The following is a 22,404-nucleotide window of genomic DNA, read 5'->3' as shown; positions in this document are numbered from 1 at the left end:
CTCACGAGGCCGCGGCGGGCAATCCGGTGGTGCCGACAATGCCGGAACGCCGCAACGCCTCGTAAACGGCGACGCGAAGATCCGACTGCACCCTGGTCCCATGCGTAATATCGGGTAGCAGAACCCTGAGCGAATAATCCGTCGTATCGGCGGTATACCCGTCAAAGACGGCGACCGGCGCTGGTTCGCGCAGGATGTTGGGATGCCGGTTGGCGCATTCGGTCAAGATCGCAAGCACCCGCCGCGGATCGACGTCCGGCCCCGCCGAGAACTTCAGAACCACACGGCCGAGCGCGCTGCGATGCGTCCAGTTTAGAACGCGGCCCGTGATCAGCTCGGAATTTGGCACGATGAGGCTCGCGCGGTCGAACGTCTCGATTTCGGTAGAGCGCACGGAGATGCTGCGCACCGTCCCTTGCTCGTTGCCCACGACCACCCAGTCGCCGACCTTGATCGGCCGCTCGATGAGCAGAATGAGGCCCGAGACGAAGTTGTTGACGATCGACTGCAGGCCAAAACCGATACCAACCGAAAGCGCACCGGCGACGATGGCAAGATTGGTGATGTTGAAGCCGGCATACGAGATTGCAATCACGGCCGCGAGGCCGGTGCCCGCATAGCCAACCGCCGTGTCGATCGAGTTCGCGATGCCCGTGTCCATCTTCGGCGCGATCAGGATGTTCTCGCGGAGGCGCCGCTGAATCATGCGGGTCATGAACACGACGGCGACGAAGAGCGCGATGCCCATCAGGATCTTGACGATCGAGATGCGGATCTGTCCGATCTCAAACCCGAAGAGCAACCTCTCAAACCAGTCCCGAATGTCGGACGATGCAAATCCCCACTGCAGAAGCAGAACCGGGAACGTCACGAGCGCGACGCCAAGCGTCAACACGATCTCGGTCAGCCAGGCGAGCTGCTTGCGGCGTACCTCGTCAAAGCCCATGTGCTCTTCGAGGAAGATGCTGATGTGTCCGCGCGACGTGGTGCTTCCCCGCGTTAGCGCGCGAATGGCGAGATAGAGCAGCACGGCGATGAGGCCGACAACGCCGGTCATGACCAGCTGCTGCGCCAGGAACCGCGCCATGGCGATGTAACCGAAAAGGCAGCAGCCGATGATTGCGACCGCTGCGATTCCGAGCGGCAGCTTGAACCAGAGCGGTTCACCACGTCCGACAGGCGGGGCAAGCGTCGTCTCGCTCGACTCGAAGGGCGTCAGCAGCAGGCCGATCAGCACGAACGCGAAAGCAAGACTCGTGAACAGCGACTGCGCCACGCTCATCGAGAGCGGGAAGTAGAGAATCTGTCCGAACTTCGAAAGAAAGAGGTCGATCGAGAAAATCAGCGCCAAAATCATCAGCAGCGCCGCAATGCGCCGGGCGCTGCGATCCGACAAAGCCATGAGCCGGCGTTCGGGCCGGTAGGGCGCGAAGACGGAAACGATCAGGGCCGAGACGGCGGTGAAAACGAGCGCGTACCTGAAGAACGCCGCGCCGACCGGCGCCGCGGTTGGATAGTAGAGCAGCCCCAGATATTCGAGCCCGCCATAGAGCAGAAGAATGGCAGCAATGCCCGGAATAGCGCGAACGGGCGCAATCCATGAAGCTGATGCCGCGCGCTGGAAAAAGGTGGGCGGCGTTGCGTTAGGTCCCGGCCGGTACCGCGTGACGGAAAGTGCGACGGCCTTCAGCAGCAGGTAGAGGCCGACGGATGCCGCCCAAAGGATAAGAACGCTGCCTTTCTGCCTGCTGATCGAACTCCACCAGTCTTGGGCATTGTATTCCAGGCGCCATTGCACGCTCGCCTTCTGCCGCGCAATGTCATCCCAGAAGGCTGGGAGCAGCGGGCTGGACATCTGCTCGGTCAAGCTGCGAACGAACATCTGCAGCCTGAGTTCGGTGATCTTGTCGATCGCCTGGCGCGCGCGCCACCACGTGACTTCAAGCGTCTTAATGGCGCCTGAGACCTCCGCTTCCTGCACCGCAAGCCGCGCACGCTCTGCTGCAACGGCGGGAGCTTCCGGCGGCGCATCCTTGGCGGGCGGTTCGCCCAGGCGCTTGATTTGAACCTGCAGATCGGAGAGGCGCGGGCGTAGCCCATCGGCCGTTTGTGTTGTCTTGGAGATCACGCCGTCGATGTCGTCGCGCAAGCGGCCGAGGTCGTTATTGACATCGGAAATCGACGATAGGGTCTTCTCGGCACCATCCATGTCGCTGACGATGCTGCTGATGGTCGAGCTGACTTCAGCAGGAAGTGCTGGTGGCGGCGGCGCGGCAGGCTGTGCCGCAGGCGTTGCGGGGACAGTCTCAGGCGAAGGCGCGGCAGGGCCCTCCGCGGGCTGTTCTGAGGCGGCGGCAGGCGCGTCAGCGGGCTGAGCTGCCTCCGCCGGTGCCGGCGCGGTTTCGGCCGGAGCCTTCTCCGTGGCGCTATCCGCTGCCGGAGCAGCTTTCGAGGGCGGAGCAGATGGCGCCGCCGGAGCGGGAGCCTGTGCCGCAGCCGCGGCAGCTGGCGTCGCCTTTGCGGTCCACGAATTTTCGTCGGCCAAGGCTCCTGGGACGCCGAAAAGAGCGGCTATCGCTATGGTCGCAAGTGCACGTCTCAGCATCGGCGGAACAGAGCCTTTGAAAATGGCAACGGTGGATTGGCAATCAGGAAGAAGGGCCATCGCCCCCAAGTTCCGCGAAAATATGGCAGGGGGCATGCATCTGGCTAGACTCTAAAGCACGCCCCGCGACTATCCCGCACGTTCGTGGAAGAAATCATAGATTTTCTTGGCCATATCGGCGGAAATGCCTTCCACAGCCTTCAAGTCTTCCACACCCGCGCGCGATACGGCCTTGGCTGAGCCAAAGTGATTGAGAAGCGCCCGCTTGCGCGTGGGCCCAATGCCATCAATCTCGTCCAGCGGGTTTGCGCCAAGCGATTTTGCGCGTTTCGCACGATGCGTGCCGATCGCGAAGCGATGCGCTTCGTCCCGCAGCCGCTGAATGAAATAGAGAACGGGATCCTTGGCCTCGAGCATAATCGGCCGTTCGCGATTGGGCAGGTGGAAATGCTCGCGGCCCGCGTCGCGATCGGGCCCCTTGGCAACGCCAATCAGTGCGATGTCGTGCAGGCCGTAGCTGGCGAGAACTTCGCGCGCGACCGTAAGCTGTCCGAGACCGCCGTCGATCAGCACGAGATCGGGCCGATCCGGAAACGCACGTTCCTCCGCCGTATCGTCTTCCGCAACGATGATTGGCGACAACGGCCCGCCCGTGGCGTCCGCCGCGATCTCGGCGACTTCGGATTTGATTTCGACTGCTACCTCGGCTTCCGCAATACGTTTGAACCGCCGCGTCAGCACCTCGCGCATCATGGCGTAATCATCGCCCGGCGTCGTATCCGGAGACTTGATGTTGAACTTCCGGTATTGGCCTTTGACGAACCCTTCCGGGCCCGCAACGATCATGGCGCCGACGGCGTTGGTGCCGCCGGTATGACTGTTGTCGTAGACCTCGATCCGCCGCGGCACCGCATTGAGACCGAAGCGCTCCGCAATCCCTTCGAGAAGGCGCGCTTGCGACGAACTCTCCGCGAGCTTCCGGCCCAACGCTTCGCGCGCGTTCGCCAGCGCATGCTCGACGATGGTCGATTTCGTGCCGCGCGATGGCACCCGGATTTCGACCTTTCGCTCTGCCTTCGTGCTCAAGGCCTCCGCGAGAAGCTCGCGATCCGGAATGTCGTTCGATAGCAGAATGAGCCGCGGAACGGGCTTGTCGTCGTAGAACTGCGCGATGAAACTATCGAGCACATCTTCCACGTTTAGCGAACGGTCGGCCTTCGGATAATAGGCGCGATTGCCCCAGTTCTGGCCGGTCCGGAAGAAGAACACCTGAATGCACGTCTGCCCGCCCTCTTGATGAGCGGCAAAGACGTCGGCTTCCTCCACGCCTTCCGGATTGATCGACTGATCGGCCGTGACGTGCGCGAGAGCCCAAAGCCGGTTGCGATAGCGCGCGGCCGTCTCGAACTCGAGCTTGTCGGCGGCCTCCTGCATCAGATCCTGATACATGCGCCGCACCGTCTGGCTGCCGCCGCTCAAGAACCGCTCGGCCTCATCGACGAGCCCGTTGTACTCCTCAAGCCCGATCTCGCCCGTGCACGGCGCTGAGCAGCGCTTGATTTGATAAAGCAAGCACGGCCGCGTGCGGCTCTCGAAAACGCTGTCCGAGCATGAGCGCAGAAGAAAGGCGCGCTGCAGCATGTTGATGGTGCGCGTGACGGCGCCTGCCGAAGCGAACGGGCCGAAGTAGTCGCCTTTGCGGTTCCTCGCACCCCGATGCTTCATCACGGCCGGGGCCCGATGATCGCGGCAGATGAGAATGTAAGGGAACGACTTGTCGTCCCGCATGAGGACGTTGAAACGCGGGCGGAAGCGCTTGATGAGGTTGGCTTCGAGCAGAAGCGCTTCGGCTTCCGTCCGGACCGTGACGAACTCCATCGACGCGGTCGTCAGGATCATCCGCGCTATGCGGTTCGTATGGCCCTGGAGCCGCGCATAGTTCGAGACGCGCGCCCGCAGCGAGCGCGCTTTGCCAACGTAGATGACATCGCCTGCGGCATCGAGCATCCGGTAGACGCCCGGGCTCTGCGGCAGGTTTTTCAGATAGGCAGCAATCACCTCCGGCCCCGTCTTTGCGGGTGTTTCCGGCGGCGATGTGAATGTGGTCGGCTCTTCGGTCATGGCGCACCTAAAATTGGGCTGCCGCCGAGGTCAAGCAAGGCATTGGGCTTGCGCCACAAAATCACCACGCCAGGGGCGTCGTGTGCAAGCCCTTAACGACATTGAGGAATAAGGCAGCGCCGGGGGAGTGTTATGCGTCGCGTTATCGCCGTTCTCGGCCTTTTATTGATGGCGATCCTGCCGGGCTTGGCCCTCGCAAAGCCCATGAAGGAAAAGGCGCCGAAGCCATTTCAGAGCCAGCCGGAGCTTCTGAAATGGATCAACGAATACCGCAAGCATCCTGAGCCGCGCCGCGTTTCCGAGGCGGTCAAAGCCATGTCGGCGCTGGGCGCCATGAGGGACATGGATCAGGCAGGCGTCTACATCGGCTTTGTCGCCGGTGTTCTGGGCTCCAACCCAAAGATCGCCGATGACCTCATTGCCAATATGTTCCCGCTGCCGCCGGAGGATCAGATCCTGATCGTGAAGGCGATCGCCTATTCGGGTCTACCAGGCTGGCGCGACACAATGACGAAGTTCGTCGAACGCATGCCGGCGCGAAAAGTGCTGATCGATAAATACATCTACGGCAACAAACCGACGATGACGGCACTATCGCTCAAGGATGATGCGGGCGTCATCGATCTGAACTGGGGTTATTACTTCGCAACCGGCTGGGAAGCGCCAGTCCGCCGCATCGTTGCAGGGCTTGAGTTGTCCCTCGACAAAGACAAGGTCGAACTGCTGACGATCGGTGCGATGGCGAAATGGACACTGGCGCAAAATGCCTCGCGCAATGACGATCTCCTGCAGCTCTTGAAGAAGATTGCCAGCGACAGCGATGTCAAGCTCCAAAAGCCGCTCGCTGAAGTCATCGACGCCGCTGAAACGCTGGAACTCGCGAAATTGCGCAAGGATGCGGTCGCATCCATCGACGAACTGAAGGCGAAAGGCCCGGAAAGCCTACGTAACTACAACTGGTGGGGGCAGGCGGGTCAGACCGTCTTCGCTCTGGGCTGCGTCGCGGCAGCGGCGACGGGCCAAGTCGCAGTCGGTATTCCCTGCGTGGTCGGCGGTGCGGTGTCGACGGCGGCGCTCAAATATCTCGCGCCATCTTCAGAGTAGGTGAGGGGAGAGAGAAGCGGATCTCGCAAGAGAACGCGCCTCGGCTTCACTCATTGCTGAGGGCAGTTGAATTTGGCGTCGGTGAGCGCGGCTTCCTGCGTCGGGTATTCGCCAATGATCTCGGCGCCAGCAGCTTCCGTCCGCACATAAGCGTCATACATCGACTTCTCGAAACCATCGACGATGGTGAGCGCAGTGTATTGCGTCTCGCCGCGCAGACGCGAGCGGAGCAGCAACGTTTTCGTGCCGCCGTAGCTGGCGGAAAGCACTTTGCATCGGTCCGAGGGCGCTGCGGGCGCCGTCTGCGCAGCTTTCGCAGCCGCGCCGAGTTCCGCCGGCAGCGGACCGCCAAGGCGTGAAGGCTGCTCCTGGCTCGGAGCGATTTTGAACGTCGGAAGCCACGGCATGGAAAAGAAGCCGGAGGATCCACCGGCTTCCGGCGCTGCGGGCTGAGCCGCCGCGGTCGTGTTCATCGTGGCTTCGCCCGCAGGGGCCGGCGGCTGCCGCTCGATGACGGTGGTGCCGCCCCAAGCGACGTTGATGACTTTCGGCGCGACCGGGGCTGGACCATTGGTGGCAACGGGTGCGGCAACCGGCTCCGAAGACGATTTCGAAGCCACGGAGGGCTTCGATTTCGCTTTTTCTGGTGCTGTCTTCTTGTGGGCTTTAGATGCCGCCTTCTTTGGAGCGTCCATCTTCGTGCGGCCCTTGGAGGCGGGGGCTGAAGCCCCCGCTGGCGCTGTCTTGCGAAGAGCCTTTTCGGCTCCCGATGCTGCGTCCGGCTTCGGTCCGCCAAGGCCGGAAGGCGGTAGGAAAGGCGCGAACCCTTCGCTGCGCTTCTGCATGGCCGGAGCCGTCATCGCGCCGTCAGCCGCTTGCGACGGATTGCAGAAGCGCTTCTGATAAAGCCCGGCGATGATGTCGATCGAGCGGCCGTAGGCACGATCGGCTGCCCAGCGGCGCGCGAGATCGCCGAAGGTCACCGGACGCCCGAGACGCTTCGACTGCGATGCGATGTCGTCTTGGTTCTCGCGTGTGCGCTTCGCAACGGGGCTCGCAAGCCGCTCGCCCGAATAGGCGACGAGATGCTGGATCTGCGCATGCACGCCGGTCGCGATGTCGGGGAAGAATTCGCCGCGGACACCACCACCGGTCGCGCCGATTCCGGCGAAGTTGTTCTGATTTTCCCAGACGTCGCCGCGCTTGCCGCCTTCACGGCGGAACTTCAGATAGTTCGTTTCGATGACCATCTGATAGAACGCGTAGTCCCAGCGAACGCGCCAGGCTTCGCCGTACTTTTTGTACAAGTTGGCGATCTCGCTGTAGCGCGGATCGAGGTTGGGGTTCCGCTCGGCCACAAAGGCCATCAGCCGTTCCGGCGTAACGCAAGCTGGAACTTGGTTGCTCTCGCTCATTCTGATGGGCGGAGCGGCATGAGCAGCGCCGATCGCAAACGCGAACGAGGCAGTTGCTAGAGTGCAGGCAAAAATACGCGATGCAAGCGACTTCGTCGCCATCCAACTATCCTTCGAAAATTAGTGTTGGTGATCAGCCGTCGGGGCAGAGCTCAAAAGCTTTGTCGAGGGCCTGGGAGGGATTGGAGAATTCGCCGATGGTCTCACCACCCTTTGCGTAGGCAGCGATGTAGGCCTCGGCCTCTCGTTTTTCCGATCCTTCATTGACATCGAGGACGGTGAAATTCTCTTGCTGGTCGGCGCGCGCGCGGATGATCACCGAGCGGCCACCGCCATAACTTGCCGTCCAGACTTTGCACTTTGGCTTGGGCGCTGCAGGCGGCACCATGATGGCCGCCTTCGTGACGCCAGATGTGGCGGAACTTTTCGTTCCGGCACCCAAAGCTGCTGTCTGGATCTTTTTCGTTGAGCTCTTCTTCGCGGGTGCTTCGAGCGGAGCTTGGTCCGCCGGGCCGCGCGTGTTGGCAGTCGTGCTGGATGAGCCCGATGCTGCCTCTGCCGTTGCGGCGGACGAATCTTCCGGCGCAACTGCGTTGATGATCTTGAACGACGCCGGTGCGTCATTGCCGGCGGCGGGTTCACCGACGGCGGGCGCAGACTCGGTTACGGGAATGAGCGATTCCGCGCCAAGGCCTGAACGGACGAAGGATCCCGACTTGCGGGCCTCTTCGACGGCGCGGCGGGCAAGGTCGGCACCGGAAATTTTGCCGGGCTTCACCGGATCTTCCGCTGACGCAGTTTGAACGGCGGACGCCGGCTTGCCAGCGTTCGGAGTCATGGCGTTGCCGGGCTTCGCCCAGGCCATCAGTTCGGGCTTGGGATCAGCGCCTTTGCACGGGGTGCCATAGAAGGTTTCGGCGAGAGCGGAGATGTCGCGCGCGTAATTGCGCGAGGAGGGGGCCCACTGCTTGGCGAGCTGCGTGTAGTCCGTCGGACCATTGAGTGACTTCTGCCACTCCGTGAGCACGCCCCATTCCTGGACCTTGCGCGTGCGCTCGGCGACTGGATTGTCGAGATGCTCGCCGGCATAGAGGAGGAGATGCTGGAGATGGGCTTTGACGCCGGTGCTGACGTCGGGGAAGCTCTCGCCGGGCGCGCGCTTGCCGGTCGCACCCATGCCCGCGAAGTTGTTCTGCTTGGCCGAGACGTCGCCCTTGAAGGTCAGGTTGCCGGTCTCGAGCATCATCTGGAAGAAGGCGATGTCCCAGCGAACCTTGAGTTCGTTGCCGATGCGCATGTAATCGGCGGCGATTTTCTCAAAGCGCGGGTCGATGCGGGGATTGCGGCTTTCCAAGAACCCCATGAGGCGTCCCGGAGTGGCACACGCGGGAACGTGGTTCTTGGCGCTGAGTTTGACCTGAGGAAGACCCGCCGCCGCAACTGGCAGCGACATAGCAACCAAAGGCGCGGTTGCTGCGAGGACGAACGCCAGCGGCGTTCGAACACGGCCAATCATGGTAACACCCTTGAGCACGCGGCACCCCCGTGAGGCGCCCAACAAACCATTAAGGTTCGTAGACGCTTAACGTTAAGAAACAGTTGATAAACCCCCATTTGGGTACGACTCGGAGAGTCGCGGACCAATTAGGCCGTAATGAGAAAGATGAGCGGTCAGATTGCGGCAGGGGCGAGCGGTCGCGGCGCTTGGTTACGTGAGGTGTTGCCCCCCATCGAGGGCGATCATCTGGCCTGTCAGCGAAGGCGTGGCGAGAATAAAGCGAACGGTTTCGGCAATTTCCTGGGCTGAGGCTCCGCGCTGCAGCAGCGTTGATTGGCTCTCGCGGAGGAAGTCTTCGTCCGTCTGATGGATGCTCCGCATCACAGGTCCAGGGCCGATGGCATTAACGCGGATGCGGGGCGCGAGCGCCTGAGCGAGTGTTCTCGTCGCCGTCCAAAGCCCGGCCTTGGAGATCGTATAGGAGAAGAATTCGGGCGTCAGATTCCAGACGCGCTGATCGATGATGTTGATGATGTTGCCTTCGCAACCCTCCGGCAGGCTCGCGGCCATCGCCTGGGCGAGGAACATCGGCGCCTTGAGATTGATGCCGAGGTGAAGATCCCAGGTGGCGTCATCCAGACTCTGAATCGTGTCGGGCTGAAATTCGGAAGCGTTGTTGATGAGCACGGTCGGCGGCCCGAGATCTCGAACGACCTCCGCCAGCAGCTCGCGAGCTGCCTCCGATTGGGCGAGATCGGCGCGGAAGGATTTCGCCCGCCCGCCGCTTTGCACGATTTCACTGACAAGGCTTTCGGCTTCCGCATCTGATTTGCGGTAGTTGATGGCGACGGTCCAGCCATGGGTAGCGAGGTCCATCGCAAGTGCGCGCCCGATTCTACGGGCGGCGCCGGTGATAAGAGCAGTGCGCGGGTGGTTGTGAGCTTCGTTCATGATCACTGTAATGGGAAAGAGGGGAGCCGAATTTGTGTCCGATTGATCACACTCGGTTTTACGCGGCGAAAAGGCTGAGGTACGGCGAATTCGCGCTGAACACTGACCAAGCCGATTGGCGTTCTTTTCAGCAACTAAGCATCGTCATGGCGCTCCCGGCACTCAGATTGTGCATAAAATCAAGGCAGAACTGCAAGGCAACGGCTCCGAATCGCAGCACAGTTGCCGCTATGTGACATACCCGGTCTAAGTCACGGATTGCGACGCGTAGGGACTTGTATGGTTTGCGTGAAAAAGTTTTCCTTGTGACGGAGCGGTTGAGAGTCGCGTTGTCCGCATAGAGCGGATTTTGCGAGCCGCAGATCTGGGACGGGGGTTGTCTTATGACGAATTTAAAAGGTTTCTTGGGGGCTGCCGGTTGCGCCGCGGTTGCAGCGATTGGCATGTCTTCAGCTGCGCTTGCTGACGGCGATGGAGAACGGAAGTTCGGCTACTCGATCGCTATCACGGGCACCAGCGACTATATCTTCCGCGGTATTTCCTTCAATAATGAAGATCCCGCATTCCAGCCGTTCATCGAATTCACGTACGGCACGCCGAACCTCACCTGGTACCTCGACTTCTGGGGCTCCAATATCGCTGAACCCTTTGGCCCGTTCGAGCTTGACATCTACGCCGGCGTCCGTCCCGTCACGGGGCCTGTAAGCTGGGATCTCGGTGTCCTCTACTACACCTATCCCAACAACTCGATCCCAGGCAGCTCCGAGGGCGACTACGTCGAGTTCAAGATTGCGGCCTCCATCACGCCTGTAACGAACCTGACGACTGGATTGACGGGTTATTACACGCCGGACCAGGGTGCCAACTACGGCGAGACGTGGACGATCGAAGGCAACGCTGCTTACACGCTGCCGAACTTCCACATCTTCACGCCGGTCATCAGCGGTGCCGTTGGCTACACCGCGGGCACCCGTAACGAAGAAGGTCTGGTTTCGATTTGCGCTTGCGAAGCTGACAACTACGTCTACTGGAACGCGGGTCTGAAGCTCACGGTCGACAAGTACTTCATGGACTTCCGCTATTGGGACACGAACCTCAGCAGATCTGATGGTATCGATACCTCGTTCACGGACTCGCGCTTCGTCTTCACGGCAGGCGTCAACCTTCCATAATCGAGACGATCTCCCGTCTTTATATCAACCGGGGCCAGTCCAGGCCCCGGTTTTTTCTTTTTTGCATCGGCATGCGCGGCGGCCGGTTCGCGGAACGCGTGTGGCGGCATTATCAAAAAGCCCGCATAGGCAACGCTTCGCAGCTTTTCACCAGCGTCCTTATCGGCATCACTTGAGTAATGGCGCAACTCAGGCCAAGGATTGACAGAGGTCTCCTGGTCAATCGTGCGGCTCAATCCGTGCCCATATCGGTTATCGCACTCGTCATCCTGACCACGCTGATCGCCGGCAAGGTCCTGGTGCCCCGTTTCATGATGCACCACGTCCGCTTGGCGAACGCGCCCGATCGGCCGCGCGCCTTCGGCCGCGACATGGCTTGGCTTGCCATTCGGACGGAAGACAGTGAGGCAGTGGCCGACGCGTTGGGTCTGACGGGACTGCGTCCTGCAAACTGGAGTTCGGGAATCGGCGCGATCTATGATCCCGAGATCTCGGCAGGATTGCTCTTCATTTCCCCGCCGGTCCGCGGCTGGACGATCGTCGCCGGGGAGTCGTTGCCCGTTCCGGCTGGAGCCCCGTTCCTCGACAAGGCGGCGCCGCTCCTGAAGCATCTCGGCAGGCGTTTTCAGAGCGTCCAGTACTTCGCGAGTTTCCCGATCATCGATTTCTTCGCCTGGGCCCGCATGGACGAGGGCCTGCTCAAAAGAGCCTTCGCGATAGGGGAGCCAGGTATCGTCTGGCAGCTCGGCAAGATAACGCCCGAGGAGCGCCGCCTCGGGCTGGTCTATGTCGAAGTCAGGGGAATAGCGGACCGTCATGGCGATCTCGGCGGGCAGCTGCTTCTGCACCCGACGGAAGAGAATGTCTTCGCCGTCGCCTCCGGCTGGAGCTTCGATCCGCTGGGGCTGGAAAACTTTGCTCATGACCCTGGCGTCGGCTGGATCGCCGATGCGCCGCGCTCATGGCGGCCCGAACGCGCCCGCAAAGTGGCTTAAGGACGCCCGCAGGCATCGCCTCGCAGCTGCTTTCCGGTATCGCAATTACTGCGCCACGCGCCCGTAATCGTAATCCATGCGCGGCCCCGGGAGTGGCGACGAGCCTACGGTCGAACCCGCATTGCCGTTCGGCGGCCCCGCGCGTTCGCTTCCCCATCGGTCATCCTTCGTCGAGCGCGCGGGAGGGATGAAGACCTGGTTCGCCCTGCAGAGCTTGCGCTTAGTCTCGTTCCGCCCGCAATCGCGCGGCTTACCATCCCGCGACAGGCAGAAGCGAACCTCGCGCAGGCTGCCACCCGACCCGCCGCAAACGACGGCGATCATACCGGGCCCGAACTGCGGATTGGCGCGTAGGAATTCACGCTCGACGTCCGCCGCCGGCACGGTCTGAGCCTCCATCGGATTGCGGAAGCGCTCCGGAATAGTGATGCTCTCGAACAGCCGGCGCGAAGTCGCGAAGTATTGAGCCGGGTCCAGTCCCGAGCACGTCCCGTGCTTGCGATACTCATGAATGACGAGCCCGCGGCTCGGCATGATGTCGAGCATGCTGTTGATGACGGGATCCGGCACGAACGGCCGCCTTGGCAGCCGGCAGTCCGAAGGATAGCCGTTCTCGTATTGCGGCCAAAGGCCATGCAACACGAACGAATAGCGGCGTCCGTCGCGGCGATTGCATTGCGTGCCGTCATCGCGACCCCGATCGGCGCAGTAGCTCGGGCTCCACGATAGAACGAGGGAATAGTAATCGAACCGGCCTGGCACGTCGGAATCGTGGCCGCCGCGGTTCGATTGCGAGCCGGAGTCGTAATCGTAATTGTCCGCGCGTTCATCGGATCCGCTCGAGCCGCTGCCCGCGCCTGTCCCGCTGGGCAACGAGTCCGGCGGCAACGCGGAGTTATGCCCGGCCACGAAAAACGCGATGTAGAGCCCGAGGAGCGCGAAGACCAGGATCGTCAATAGCAGATGCGGTCTCAGCATTTCAGCGCCCCGGGTTCGAGGTTCCAGACATCAGGCCAACAACGATCGCAAGTTACGGCGTTTGCTTTGCAAGCGCTGCAAGAATGCGCGCCCAGCTGCGCGCGCCCTTCTCGAAGCTCCGCACGTTGTACTTTTCGTTTGGCGAGTGAATGCGATCGTCGTCGAGACCGAAACCGATCAGCAAGCTGTCCATCCCGAGCGCATCCCGGAACGAAGAGACGATGGGAATGGACGCGCCGGATCCCATGAGAACGGCCGGTTTGCCCCATTCCTCTTCGAGTGCCTGCGCCGCCGCGCGCATCGACGCGCCATCGGTGTTGAACATGATCGCGCCTGAACCGCTGCGCTCGCCGAGCCAAGTCGCCTTGCAGTCTTCAGGAATGAGCGTCGCGACGTAATCGTGAATGGCCTTCATGACGTGCTCGGGATCTTGCCCCGGCACGAGCCGGCACGTGACCTTCACCGATGCCTTTGCGGGGATCACGGTCTTCGTTCCTGCGCCCTGATAACCGCCCGTCACGCCGTTGAACTCGAGTGTCGGCCGCGACCACAGCTGCTCGATGACGGAGCGGCCTTTTTCTCCGGCGGGATTTTTAAGCCCAACGGAACCCAGAAATTGCTCGCCACTTACGCCGAGCGATTTCCACTGTGCGATCTGCTCCGCGCTGGGCTCATTCACACCGTCATAGAATCCCGGAACGGCGACCTTGCCGGTGTCGTCGTGGAGCGCGGCCATGACCTTCGCAAGAACGCGAATGGGGTTGGCGACTGGACCGCCATAGATACCGGAATGAAGATCGCGCGAAGGACCCGTGATGACGAGTTCGTCGCCGACAAGACCGCGCAGCATCGTCGTGATGGCGGGCGTGTCCTTGTTCCATTGGCCCGTGTCGCAAACGAGTACCAGATCGGCCTTCAACTCGTCGCCGTAGCGAGCAAGGAAGTCGGGCAGCGACGGCGACCCGCACTCTTCTTCGCCCTCGATCAAAACCGAAACGGCAATCGGCAATTCACCCGCAACAGTCTTCCAGGCGCGCGCCGCCTCGAAAAAGGTCATCAGCTGGCCTTTGTTGTCCTCGGCCCCGCGGGCGATGATCACGTCGCCATTCTCGGGCTCGTTGGCGATGCGCGGTTCGAACGGCGGCGTTTTCCACAAATCCAGGGGATCGGGCGGCTGCACGTCATAATGGCCGTAGAACAGCACGTGCGGCATATTCGGATCGCGCTCGGCGCGATCGTGCGCAACAACCATCGGATGGCCGCTTGTCGGCACAACCTTGGCCTCGGCAAACCCGATATCCTTGAGCGTTGCCGCGCACCATTCCGCGGCTCTGACACAGCTGGCCTTATAAGTGGGGTCGGTCGAGACGCTATCGATGCGCAAAAGCTCGAACAGGCGGTCGAGACCGGCCGCCTTCGACTGGCCGAGGGTATCGAGAACGGTTTCAAGCGTGCTCATCGTGCTAGACTTTCCGGGTTGCTGGCCTGCGGCGGGGGAGCTGACTTCCCAAGCTAGGAATAGCGGGCCTCATTTGCTATGCCACCTCTCCCTGCGCCGGTCAGTCCTGACGAGAATGATGGGCGGCAAGAAGACCGCATTGGAGGTCTGATGGCACAGCCACACGCCGACGGCAAAAAGAAATGGGTTTACGCCTTCGTACCCGGCAACGCCGAGGGCAGCGCCAGCATGGCCGAACTGCTGGGCGGGAAGGGGGCCAACCTTGCCGAAATGGCCTCGCTCGCCCTTCCCGTGCCGCCGGGCTTCACCATCACGACCGAGGTCTGCCAGGCCTTCTTCGCCGCAGGCTCGAAACTGCCCGAGGCCCTGAAGGGCGAGGTGATGGCCGCGCTGGAAGCCATCGGCAACACGGTCTCGGCGAAATTCGGTGACGAGAAGCGGCCGCTTCTCGTGTCGGTCCGGTCCGGCTCGCGCGCATCCATGCCCGGCATGATGGACACGATTTTGAACCTCGGCCTTAACGACAAGACGGTCGAGGGCTTGGCCGAGCTCACGGGCGATCCCCGCTTCGCCTTCGACAGCTACCGCCGCTTCATCCAGATGTACGGCGACGTCGTGCTGGGCGTCGATCACGGCGCCTTCGAAGACATCCTCGAGAATTTCAAGAACCTGAACGGCTTTGCCGCCGATACCGATCTCGACGCCGAAGCCTGGCACGAAATCATCGCCGATTATAAAGCCGCGATTGAACGCGAGCACGGCGCGCCCTTTCCGCAGGATACGAGCGAGCAGCTGTGGGGCGCCATCGCGGCCGTTTTTGACAGCTGGCACAACCCGCGCGCTGAAACCTATCGCCGTCTGCACGACATTCCCGACGATTGGGGAACGGCCGTCACCGTTCAGGCAATGGTGTTCGGTAACCTCGGAGACAACTCCGCAACCGGCGTCGCCTTCACGCGCAATCCGTCGAACGGCGAGAAGGAAATCTTCGGCGAATTCCTTCCCAACGCGCAAGGTGAGGATGTCGTCGCCGGCATTCGGACGCCGCACCCGCTGACGAGGAAAAGCGCAGGGAACGCACCCGAGACGTCGCTCGAAGTGACGATGCCGGAAGTTTTCTCCGAGCTGCGGCGCATCTTCGATCGGCTCGAACAACACTATCGCGATGTGCAGGACGTCGAGTTCACCATTCAGCTGGGCAAGCTCTGGATCCTGCAGACTCGCGCGGCGAAGCGAACGACGGACGCGGCCCTCAGGATTGCGGTCGATCTCGCAGCCGAAGGCCTCATCTCGCAGGACGAAGCCCTTCTTCGCATCGAGCCCGCGCAGCTCGATCAGCTTCTTCACCCGGCAATTGATCCCGTCGCTGAGCACGACCTCATCGCCAAGGGCCTGCCGGCGTCTCCAGGAGCCGCGTCCGGCGAGATCGTGTTTCATTCGGAAATGGCCGAAGCGCTCAAGGCCAAGGGCCGCGACGTCATCCTCGTCCGCTCCGAGACGAGCCCGGAGGACGTGCACGGCATGCACGCCGCCGTCGGTATCCTGACGGCGCGCGGCGGCATGACCAGCCACGCGGCGGTCGTTGCGCGTGGCATGGGGCGGCCCTGCGTGTCGGGTGCCGGAACACTCCGCATCGACGCCAACGCCGGCATCATGCGGGCGGGCGCGCGCACGTTCAAATCCGGCGACATCATCTCGATCGACGGCAGCACCGGGCGCGTCTACGCCGGCAAAGCCAAGATGCTGCCGCCGCAACTGTCGGGCACCTTTGCGACCATCATGGAATGGGCCGACAAAACCCGCCGCATGAAAGTGCGAACGAACGCCGACACGCCGCGCGATGCGCGTCAGGCCCGTTCGTTTGGCGCCGAAGGCATCGGCCTTTGCCGCACCGAGCATATGTTCTTCGAGGAGAAGCGCATCCTCGCGGTTCGCGAGATGATTTGCGCAGAAGACGAGGAGGGGCGTCAGCAGGCGCTCGACAAACTTCTTCCCGTCCAGCGCGCCGATTTTGAAGAGCTGTTCGAAATCATGGCCGGGCTGCCGGTCACGATCCGGCTGCTCGATCCGCCGCTGCACGAGTTTCTGCCGCATGAAGATCGCGAGGCGGCGCAAGTCGCCGCCGCCCTTGGTATGGATCTGATGCGGCTCAAGGCACGCGTCGCCGAGCTCGAGGAATTTAACCCGATGCTGGGCTTCCGCGGCTGCCGCCTCGGCATCAAATTCCCGGAAATCACGCGCATGCAGACCCGCGCGATTTTTGAAGCCGCCGTCAACGCTCAGAAGAAAACGGGCGAGGCCGTCCGGCCGGAGGTCATGATCCCGTTCATCGCTTACCGCCGGGAGTTCGACATCCTGCGCGAGGTGATCGCGGACACGGCAAAAGCCGTGGAAGCGGAAACGGGCGTCAATATCCCCTACGACATCGGCACGATGATCGAACTGCCGCGGGCAGCGCTACGCGCAGCCGACATCGCGGCGGGGCCGCTGGGCGCGGACTTCTTCTCGTTCGGCACGAACGATATGACGCAAACGGTGCTGGGGCTTTCGCGCGACGATGCCGCGCCGATTTTGTCGAACTATCTGGAGCACGAGGTGATCGCGACCGATCCCTTCGTGTCGATCGATCAGTCAGGCGTGGGCGAACTCGTGAAAATCGGCGTGGAGCGCGGCCGCTCGGTAAAGCCCGACCTCAAAACCGGCATCTGCGGCGAGCACGGCGGCGATCCGAAGTCGATCGGCTTCTTCGAGACGGTCGATCTGGATTACATTTCCTGCTCGCCCTATCGCGTGCCGATCGCGCGCCTTTCAGCCGCCCAAGCCGCAATCAAGCGGAGACGCCGGGAACAGAAGACGTCCTAGAACGGACCGTTCTCGCGGCGGTCGATCTCATCAAGGCTCGGCTGGCGCGGCCGCGCGCCCTTGTACTTCGGAAGGAACAGCAGCCAGACGACGAGCGGCGGCAGGATGAAGCTCCAGCCGATCCAATACGACAGGTCCCGATTCTTGATGCCGGCCAGAATGCCCGCGAGAACGGAAGCGGTGATCGCGGTTGCACCCCAAAGCACGATCCACTGCATGGCCATGGAATGTCCCTCCATGTTCAACCGCCCCTTTCTATCACATTCTTCTGGACGCGAATGCCAGATGCGCAGCGACTGTGGCGAATTCAAGCTCTCGCGCGCTTAAGCCTTGTCAGCCGCGATAAAATCGAGCCCAAGATCGAGAACGGGCGCCGAATGCGTCAGCGCTCCGACGGAAATCATGTTGACCCCCGTTTCCGCGATGGCTCGCACCGTATCGAGGTTGACGCTGCCTGACGCTTCCGTAAGGCACCGGCCTGCGACCATTCTCACGGCTTTGCGCAATTCGTCCGGTCCCATGTTGTCGAGCAGCACGCAGTCGACGTTCTCGCGCATGACGATTTCGAGCTGTTCGAGCGTGTCGACCTCGACCTCGATCTTCGTCATGTGCCCGGCAACAGCCTTCGCGGATTTGATTGCCGCTTCGATGCTGCCCGCCGCAACGATGTGATTGTCTTTGATGAGAACCGCGTCGAACAACCCGAAGCGGTGATTGTGCCCGCCGCCGCAGCGCACGGCATACTTCTCGAAGGCTCGAAGGCCCGGCGTCGTCTTTCGCGTATCGACGATCTGAGCGCTCGTGCCCGCAACCGCATCGACATAGCGGCGGGTCAGCGTCGCGATCCCGCACATGCGGCCCATGAAGTTCAACGCGACGCGCTCCGCCGATAGAACGGCGCGCGACGACCCCGAGATGCGCGCGATCGTATCGCCCGCTGCAGCAGCGCTTCCGTCCTCGATCAGGACCGTGAAATCGCAATCGGCATCGAGCTCGCGGAACGCCGCTTCGGCAAGCGCGAGACCCGAAACGATGCCGGGCTTTCTCGCCGCGATCACAGCGTCCGACCGCGCATGCGCAGAGACCGTCGCATCCGTGGTGATGTCGCCTGACAGGCCCAAGTCTTCGTCCAGCGCGCCTCGAACGGCTGCCAGAACGAGATTGCGAGGAAGCGTCGCGAGCGGGGAGGAGGAAGCCGCCGTCATGTCCCGCATGGAGCCAGTACCGGTGCGAGCTGAGGTTTTTTGGGCTTGTCGCCAATCGCCTCGATATCGGCGAGCGTCAGGAACGTGCGCTTCTGCAGCGCCGGGTTCGTTTTCGGATAATCCGTGCGGTAATGACCGCCGCGGCTCTCCTTGCGAAGGAGCGCAGCGCCCGCGATCAGTTGCGCGGCAAGAAGCATGTTGGAAAGAACGCGATCGTTCGAAACGGCCGCGCTCAGCACTTTGAGTTCAGCAAGGGCCGTCTTCAAGCCTTTGCCGGAACGTTGCACGCCAACGTACTTCGTCATGATTGCGCGCAGGCTCTCCATCGCCTCCCGCCGCGAAGCGGTATCCGCCGCACGGCCGCTACCCGGAATTCGATGCGGCACGACGAAGTGCCCGATGCGATCGTGCGGGAGTAGGCTGCGAATGTCGTTGGCGACGCGCGCGCCGAACACCACCGCCTCGAGCAGCGAATTGGACGCAAGCCGGTTGGCGCCATGAAGGCCCGTCGAAGCAACTTCACCGACAGCCCAAAGCCCGGTGAGGCTCGTTCGTCCGTTCCGGTCAGCCGCGATGCCGCCCATATGATAGTGCTCGGCCGGCGCGACGGGGATCAGATCCTTCGAGGGATCGATTCCGGCGCGGCGGCAATGACCCCAAACGGTCGGGTATTCCTTTTCGAAATCCGCGATCGCCGTGCGGCAATCGAGGAACACGCCGCGGCCCGCATTGAGTTCGTTGTAGACGGCGCGCGCGACGACATCGCGTGGCGCAAGCTCTCCACGCGGATCGATCGCCAGCATGAAGCGTTCGCCGTCCGAATTGACGAGCGTCGCGCCTTCGCCGCGCAGAGCCTCGGTTGCCAGCGGCGCCGGATCGATGCCGGCATCAATGGCGGTCGGATGAAACTGCACGAACTCAACGTCCGCAATCACAGCGCCCGCGCGCGCTGCCATGGCAAGGGCCTCGCCCTTGGCGTAGGAGGGATTGGTCGTTAGCGCGAACAGCGCGCCGACGCCGCCCGTCGCAACGACGACCGCAGACGCCGGAACGAACGCATAGCGGCCGTTGCCAAGCGCTGTCGGCCGGATCAGCCGGACACCTTCGACGCGGCCGTCTGCCACAATGAGATCGTCGGCCTCGTAGCCTTCGAGCACGCGGATCGACGGTGTAGCGCGCACCGCGGCGATAAGCGCCTGCATGATGGCAGCGCCGGCCTTGTCGCCCGACACGCGGACGACGCGCTTCTCGGAGTGAGCCGCTTCCTTCGAAAGAACGTAGTGCCCCTCGAGATCGCGATCGAACGGAACACCGAAGCTGAGAAGATCGCGGATGCGATCGGGACCTTCCTCGGCCACGAGCTGTGCGATCTCCGGATCGACGATGCCCGCGCCCGCTTCGATCGTGTCGGCGGCGTGCTTCGCTGTGCTGTCGCCTTCGCCGACCGCAGCGGCGATGCCGCCCTGCGCCCACATGCTCGATGCGCCTTCGCCCAGCGGTGCTGCGGCGATTACCGTCACGGGCAGCGGCGCAAGCTTCAGCGCCGTGAATAGCCCAGCGAGGCCGGCGCCAATGATCACGACGTCGCCCGGGCCGGGCTCGCCTTTGAAGCCGCTGAAGTTCGGTGCGGCGGGACGCTTCGTCGATTGAGCCATGACATTGCCCTCCCGGGGCAGGTGGTCCCGAAGAGTTCGTTAGTTGGTCAGATTGACCATACGCTCAACCGCGCGACGGGCACGTTCGGCGACATCTGGATCCACAGTCACCTCATGCTGCATGTGCACAAGGCTCTCGTAGATGTTCTCAAGACTGATGCGCTTCATGTGCGGGCAAAGATTGCATGGGCGGATGAACTCGACGTCGGGAACTTCGACGGCGACATTCGACGCCATCGAGCATTCGGTGACGAGCATAACCTTTGCCGGACGTTTGTCCTTCACCCAATGAATCATACCTGATGTCGAACCCGTGTAGTCCGCAGCCTCGATCACGTCTGGCGGACATTCGGGATGCGCGATGATCTTGAGGCCAGGCTCGTCGGCGCGCATGGCGCGAAGCTCTTCACCGGTGAAGCGCTCGTGCACTTCGCAGGCGCCCTTCCACGCGATGACTTCAACCTTCGTCTGCGACTGAACCCACTTCGCCAGATATTGATCGGGGATGCACAGCACGCGCGGTACGCCGAGGCTTTCGACGACCTGGACGGCGTTCGAAGATGTGCAGGTGATGTCGCACTCGGCTTTCACCGCTGCGGACGTGTTCACGTAGGTGACGATCGGCACGCCGGGATACGCCTCGCGGAGCATGCGGACATCCTCCGGCGTGATCGACGAAGCAAGCGAACAACCCGAACGCATATCGGGGATGAGAACCGTCTTCTCCGGCGACAGCAGCTTGGAGGTCTCGGCCATGAAATGCACGCCAGCCTGCACGATGACCTTCGCATCGGTCCGCGCGGCTTCCTTGGCGAGCTGAAGGGAGTCGCCGCGGAAGTCTGCGACGCAGTGGAAGATCTCAGGCGTCATATAGTTATGTGCCAGGATCACGGCGTTGCGCTGCGCCTTGAGCACATTGATCGACTTGATGAGTGGCACGTAGTGAGGCCACTCCATCGGCGTGATAATGTGCTTCACGCGCGCGTAAAGCGGCGCCATCTCCGCCTCGAGGGCAGGGGACCATGCAAACGCAGGGGCCGTTTGGGGGCCAAGCCGTGAAGTCACCGGCTTTGCCAGAGTTGAAACCAAAGCAGCCATTGTATTCGCCCTCCATATATGCTCCAATCGAGCATATTCGGGGTGTGAAAGTCGCCGGCAGACCGCCGTGCTCACCCCTCAATTGAAATGCTCCGCACGAGCATTCCTTAACGTATCTAAAGTAATGGATGTGCGAACAAATTTCCAGGGCGGAGGTGATCCGCCCTGGAATTAGACCATGCCGATTTAGCTTCGGCTGGGAGGCGCTGACACCCTGACGCCAGGTGCAGGTCTCTCGAGAAGAACTTCGCGACGGAACCGGAAAAGTTTCGCCGGTCGTCCTCCCGTTCGGGTTTTGACTTCTCCGGTCGGCTCGACGAGGCCTGCGCCTTCCACGAGCCGGCGGAAGTTTTGCTTATGCAGATGCGGACCAAGAATGGCTTCGACGGTCTTCTGAAGCTCGTAGAGTGTGAACTCATCGGGCATCAATTCGAAGACGACGGGCCGGTATTTGATCTTGGCGCGCGTACGGCTAATGGCTGTCGCGAGTATCCGCCGGTGATCGGACTGCATCGGCAAACCGAGTTTGGGCCTGTCGGTCCATTCTGCGGCGCTGGGCCGTCCATCCCGGAGGGCTTCGTCGGCAAGACCCGCTTCGTAGAGAAGCTCGAAACGCTCGAGAACCTTCTCTTCGTCCCAGGCAGTGCCGTTGAGGCCAAAGCAGATACGGGCGCGATCGCCACGAGCGATCGAAGGTTGCGTGCTCGTCCCGGGCACGGGCTTGTCAGCCCAGGCCTTGAGGCGAGGTTCAATGTCACGGGCGATGATTTCAGGACGCCCGCGACGCCAGTCTTCCCACGGAAAGTATTGGTACCAGCTCCGCCAGAGACCATTCGTCAAACCGTGGTGTCCGACAGCTTGCGTCAATGCAAGATAACCGATCGAAACAATATTAGGAGTGGCGCCTGCGTCAGCGTGGCGGCCACGATCAGCAAAGGTATAAAGTTGCTCGGCATAGCCGAGGTCCAGACCGGTCTGGTCCTGCACCCAGGCTCGTAAGCCGCTCTCCAATGTTCTGTGCTCGCGCGGATTAAAAGGCCCGAACGGCAATACGTCTGTTGCACCGATGCTGTCCGGATCGCCCCGCACGACAAGTGCAACCGGTTCGTTATCTGATACGGCGACGATCGCCGCATTTAGTCCGATGCCGAGAGAAGGCTCTAGCTCGTGGTCCTCATCAGGCGCGAGTTGAGACTTTTCAGGCGTCGGTTTTCTCCTGCCAGAAAGTTCCATGTTCATGTTTATCTTCCCCGTGCTCCCCATGAGGCGAGCTAGTGGGCGATCAT

General features: G+C 62.0%; 16 protein-coding genes. 4 read left to right on the top strand and 12 right to left on the bottom strand.

Annotated features, from left to right (window positions below):
• Nucleotide 1: 1 nt before the first annotated feature.
• Nucleotides 2–2,665 carry a mechanosensitive ion channel domain-containing protein gene (locus tag VFG26_RS07455; RefSeq protein WP_325023831.1) on the bottom strand — a complete coding sequence of 888 codons (2,664 nt, stop codon included), beginning with the start codon at nt 2,663–2,665 and terminating at the stop codon, nt 2–4.
• 69 nt (nt 2,666–2,734) lie between these two features.
• Nucleotides 2,735–4,726 carry an excinuclease ABC subunit UvrC gene (gene uvrC, locus VFG26_RS07450; RefSeq protein WP_325023829.1) on the bottom strand — a complete coding sequence of 664 codons (1,992 nt, stop codon included), beginning with the start codon at nt 4,724–4,726 and terminating at the stop codon, nt 2,735–2,737.
• A gap of 132 nt (nt 4,727–4,858) precedes the next feature.
• Here uvrC and VFG26_RS07445 point away from each other — a divergent pair, with 132 nt between their 5' ends.
• Complete coding sequence (locus VFG26_RS07445) at nt 4,859–5,830, top strand: hypothetical protein (RefSeq protein WP_325023827.1); 972 nt, start codon at nt 4,859–4,861, stop codon at nt 5,828–5,830.
• A 50-nt stretch (nt 5,831–5,880) separates the two neighbouring features.
• Here the strand turns inward: VFG26_RS07445 and VFG26_RS07440 are convergent, their stop codons facing one another.
• The 3 genes from VFG26_RS07440 to VFG26_RS07430 all read right to left on the bottom strand — a co-directional run bounded on the left by VFG26_RS07440 (nt 5,881) and on the right by VFG26_RS07430 (nt 9,694).
• Nucleotides 5,881–7,347: a glucosaminidase domain-containing protein gene (locus VFG26_RS07440; protein ID WP_325023825.1), complete on the bottom strand. Its 1,467-nt coding sequence runs from the start codon at nt 7,345–7,347 to the stop codon at nt 5,881–5,883.
• Between the two features lie 31 nt (nt 7,348–7,378).
• The gene (locus VFG26_RS07435; RefSeq protein WP_325023823.1) at nt 7,379–8,779 is read right to left on the bottom strand and encodes a glucosaminidase domain-containing protein; all 1,401 of its coding nucleotides are present in this window, start codon (nt 8,777–8,779) and stop codon (nt 7,379–7,381) included.
• A gap of 174 nt (nt 8,780–8,953) precedes the next feature.
• The gene (locus VFG26_RS07430) at nt 8,954–9,694 is read right to left on the bottom strand and encodes an SDR family oxidoreductase (RefSeq protein WP_325023821.1); all 741 of its coding nucleotides are present in this window, start codon (nt 9,692–9,694) and stop codon (nt 8,954–8,956) included.
• Between the two features lie 443 nt (nt 9,695–10,137).
• On the opposite strand from VFG26_RS07430, the gene VFG26_RS07425 reads away from it, so the two are divergent.
• Nucleotides 10,138–10,866 (top strand): TorF family putative porin, encoded by a 729-nt coding sequence (locus tag VFG26_RS07425; RefSeq protein WP_325023819.1) that lies wholly within the window; start codon nt 10,138–10,140, stop codon nt 10,864–10,866.
• Between the two features lie 239 nt (nt 10,867–11,105).
• On the top strand, nt 11,106–11,861 hold the full coding sequence (locus VFG26_RS07420) for a hypothetical protein (protein ID WP_325023817.1): 756 nt from the start codon (nt 11,106–11,108) through the stop codon (nt 11,859–11,861).
• Nucleotides 11,862–11,906: 45 nt separating this feature from the next.
• Here VFG26_RS07420 and VFG26_RS07415 read toward each other — a convergent pair whose 3' ends face one another.
• The gene (locus VFG26_RS07415; RefSeq protein ID WP_325023814.1) at nt 11,907–12,839 is read right to left on the bottom strand and encodes a ribonuclease T2; all 933 of its coding nucleotides are present in this window, start codon (nt 12,837–12,839) and stop codon (nt 11,907–11,909) included.
• Between the two features lie 52 nt (nt 12,840–12,891).
• The gene (locus VFG26_RS07410; protein ID WP_325023812.1) at nt 12,892–14,298 is read right to left on the bottom strand and encodes a M20/M25/M40 family metallo-hydrolase; all 1,407 of its coding nucleotides are present in this window, start codon (nt 14,296–14,298) and stop codon (nt 12,892–12,894) included.
• 150 nt (nt 14,299–14,448) lie between these two features.
• Here VFG26_RS07410 and ppdK point away from each other — a divergent pair, with 150 nt between their 5' ends.
• A complete protein-coding gene (ppdK, locus tag VFG26_RS07405; RefSeq protein ID WP_325023810.1) occupies nt 14,449–17,160 on the top strand; it encodes a pyruvate, phosphate dikinase in 2,712 nt (903 codons plus the stop codon).
• On the opposite strand, the gene VFG26_RS07400 is transcribed toward ppdK, so the two are convergent.
• From VFG26_RS07400 to VFG26_RS07380, 5 genes are all read right to left on the bottom strand, one after another.
• Nucleotides 17,157–17,384 (bottom strand): hypothetical protein, encoded by a 228-nt coding sequence (locus VFG26_RS07400; RefSeq protein WP_325023808.1) that lies wholly within the window; start codon nt 17,382–17,384, stop codon nt 17,157–17,159. The genes ppdK and VFG26_RS07400 overlap by 4 nt on opposite strands.
• Nucleotides 17,385–17,483: 99 nt before the next feature.
• Complete coding sequence (gene nadC / locus VFG26_RS07395; protein ID WP_325023807.1) at nt 17,484–18,365, bottom strand: carboxylating nicotinate-nucleotide diphosphorylase; 882 nt, start codon at nt 18,363–18,365, stop codon at nt 17,484–17,486.
• Entirely contained in the window at nt 18,362–20,020 is a 1,659-nt protein-coding gene (locus tag VFG26_RS07390) for an L-aspartate oxidase (RefSeq protein WP_325023805.1), read from the bottom strand. Before VFG26_RS07390 ends, nadC begins: the two co-directional genes overlap by 4 nt.
• Nucleotides 20,021–20,059: 39 nt before the next feature.
• Nucleotides 20,060–21,118, bottom strand: coding sequence for a quinolinate synthase NadA (gene nadA, locus VFG26_RS07385; RefSeq protein ID WP_325023803.1), 1,059 nt, complete (start codon nt 21,116–21,118; stop codon nt 20,060–20,062).
• Nucleotides 21,119–21,304: 186 nt separating this feature from the next.
• Nucleotides 21,305–22,357, bottom strand: a complete 1,053-nt coding sequence (locus VFG26_RS07380; RefSeq protein WP_325023801.1) for an NUDIX hydrolase — start codon at nt 22,355–22,357, stop codon at nt 21,305–21,307.
• Nucleotides 22,358–22,404 lie beyond the last annotated feature (47 nt).

Source organism: Hyphomicrobium sp. (genome assembly GCF_035687085.1).
In the GTDB taxonomy this organism is placed as follows: domain Bacteria; phylum Pseudomonadota; class Alphaproteobacteria; order Rhizobiales; family Hyphomicrobiaceae; genus Hyphomicrobium_B.
Note: the sequence above shows the minus strand (reverse complement) of the source record. Positions and strands in the feature narration are given on the sequence as shown.

Coding starts and splice junctions, on each gene's coding strand:
- VFG26_RS07455 (WP_325023831.1), bottom strand. CDS start 2,665: ATGGCCCTTCTTCCTGATTGCCAATCCACCGTTGCCATTTTCAAAGGC.
- uvrC (WP_325023829.1), bottom strand. CDS start 4,726: ATGACCGAAGAGCCGACCACATTCACATCGCCGCCGGAAACACCCGCA.
- VFG26_RS07445 (WP_325023827.1), top strand. CDS start 4,859: ATGCGTCGCGTTATCGCCGTTCTCGGCCTTTTATTGATGGCGATCCTG.
- VFG26_RS07440 (WP_325023825.1), bottom strand. CDS start 7,347: ATGGCGACGAAGTCGCTTGCATCGCGTATTTTTGCCTGCACTCTAGCA.
- VFG26_RS07430 (WP_325023821.1), bottom strand. CDS start 9,694: ATGAACGAAGCTCACAACCACCCGCGCACTGCTCTTATCACCGGCGCC.
- VFG26_RS07425 (WP_325023819.1), top strand. CDS start 10,138: ATGTCTTCAGCTGCGCTTGCTGACGGCGATGGAGAACGGAAGTTCGGC.
- VFG26_RS07415 (WP_325023814.1), bottom strand. CDS start 12,839: ATGCTGAGACCGCATCTGCTATTGACGATCCTGGTCTTCGCGCTCCTC.
- VFG26_RS07410 (WP_325023812.1), bottom strand. CDS start 14,298: ATGAGCACGCTTGAAACCGTTCTCGATACCCTCGGCCAGTCGAAGGCG.
- ppdK (WP_325023810.1), top strand. CDS start 14,449: ATGGCACAGCCACACGCCGACGGCAAAAAGAAATGGGTTTACGCCTTC.
- VFG26_RS07400 (WP_325023808.1), bottom strand. CDS start 17,384: ATGGCCATGCAGTGGATCGTGCTTTGGGGTGCAACCGCGATCACCGCT.
- nadC (WP_325023807.1), bottom strand. CDS start 18,365: ATGACGGCGGCTTCCTCCTCCCCGCTCGCGACGCTTCCTCGCAATCTC.
- VFG26_RS07390 (WP_325023805.1), bottom strand. CDS start 20,020: ATGGCTCAATCGACGAAGCGTCCCGCCGCACCGAACTTCAGCGGCTTC.
- nadA (WP_325023803.1), bottom strand. CDS start 21,118: ATGGCTGCTTTGGTTTCAACTCTGGCAAAGCCGGTGACTTCACGGCTT.
- VFG26_RS07380 (WP_325023801.1), bottom strand. CDS start 22,357: ATGAACATGGAACTTTCTGGCAGGAGAAAACCGACGCCTGAAAAGTCT.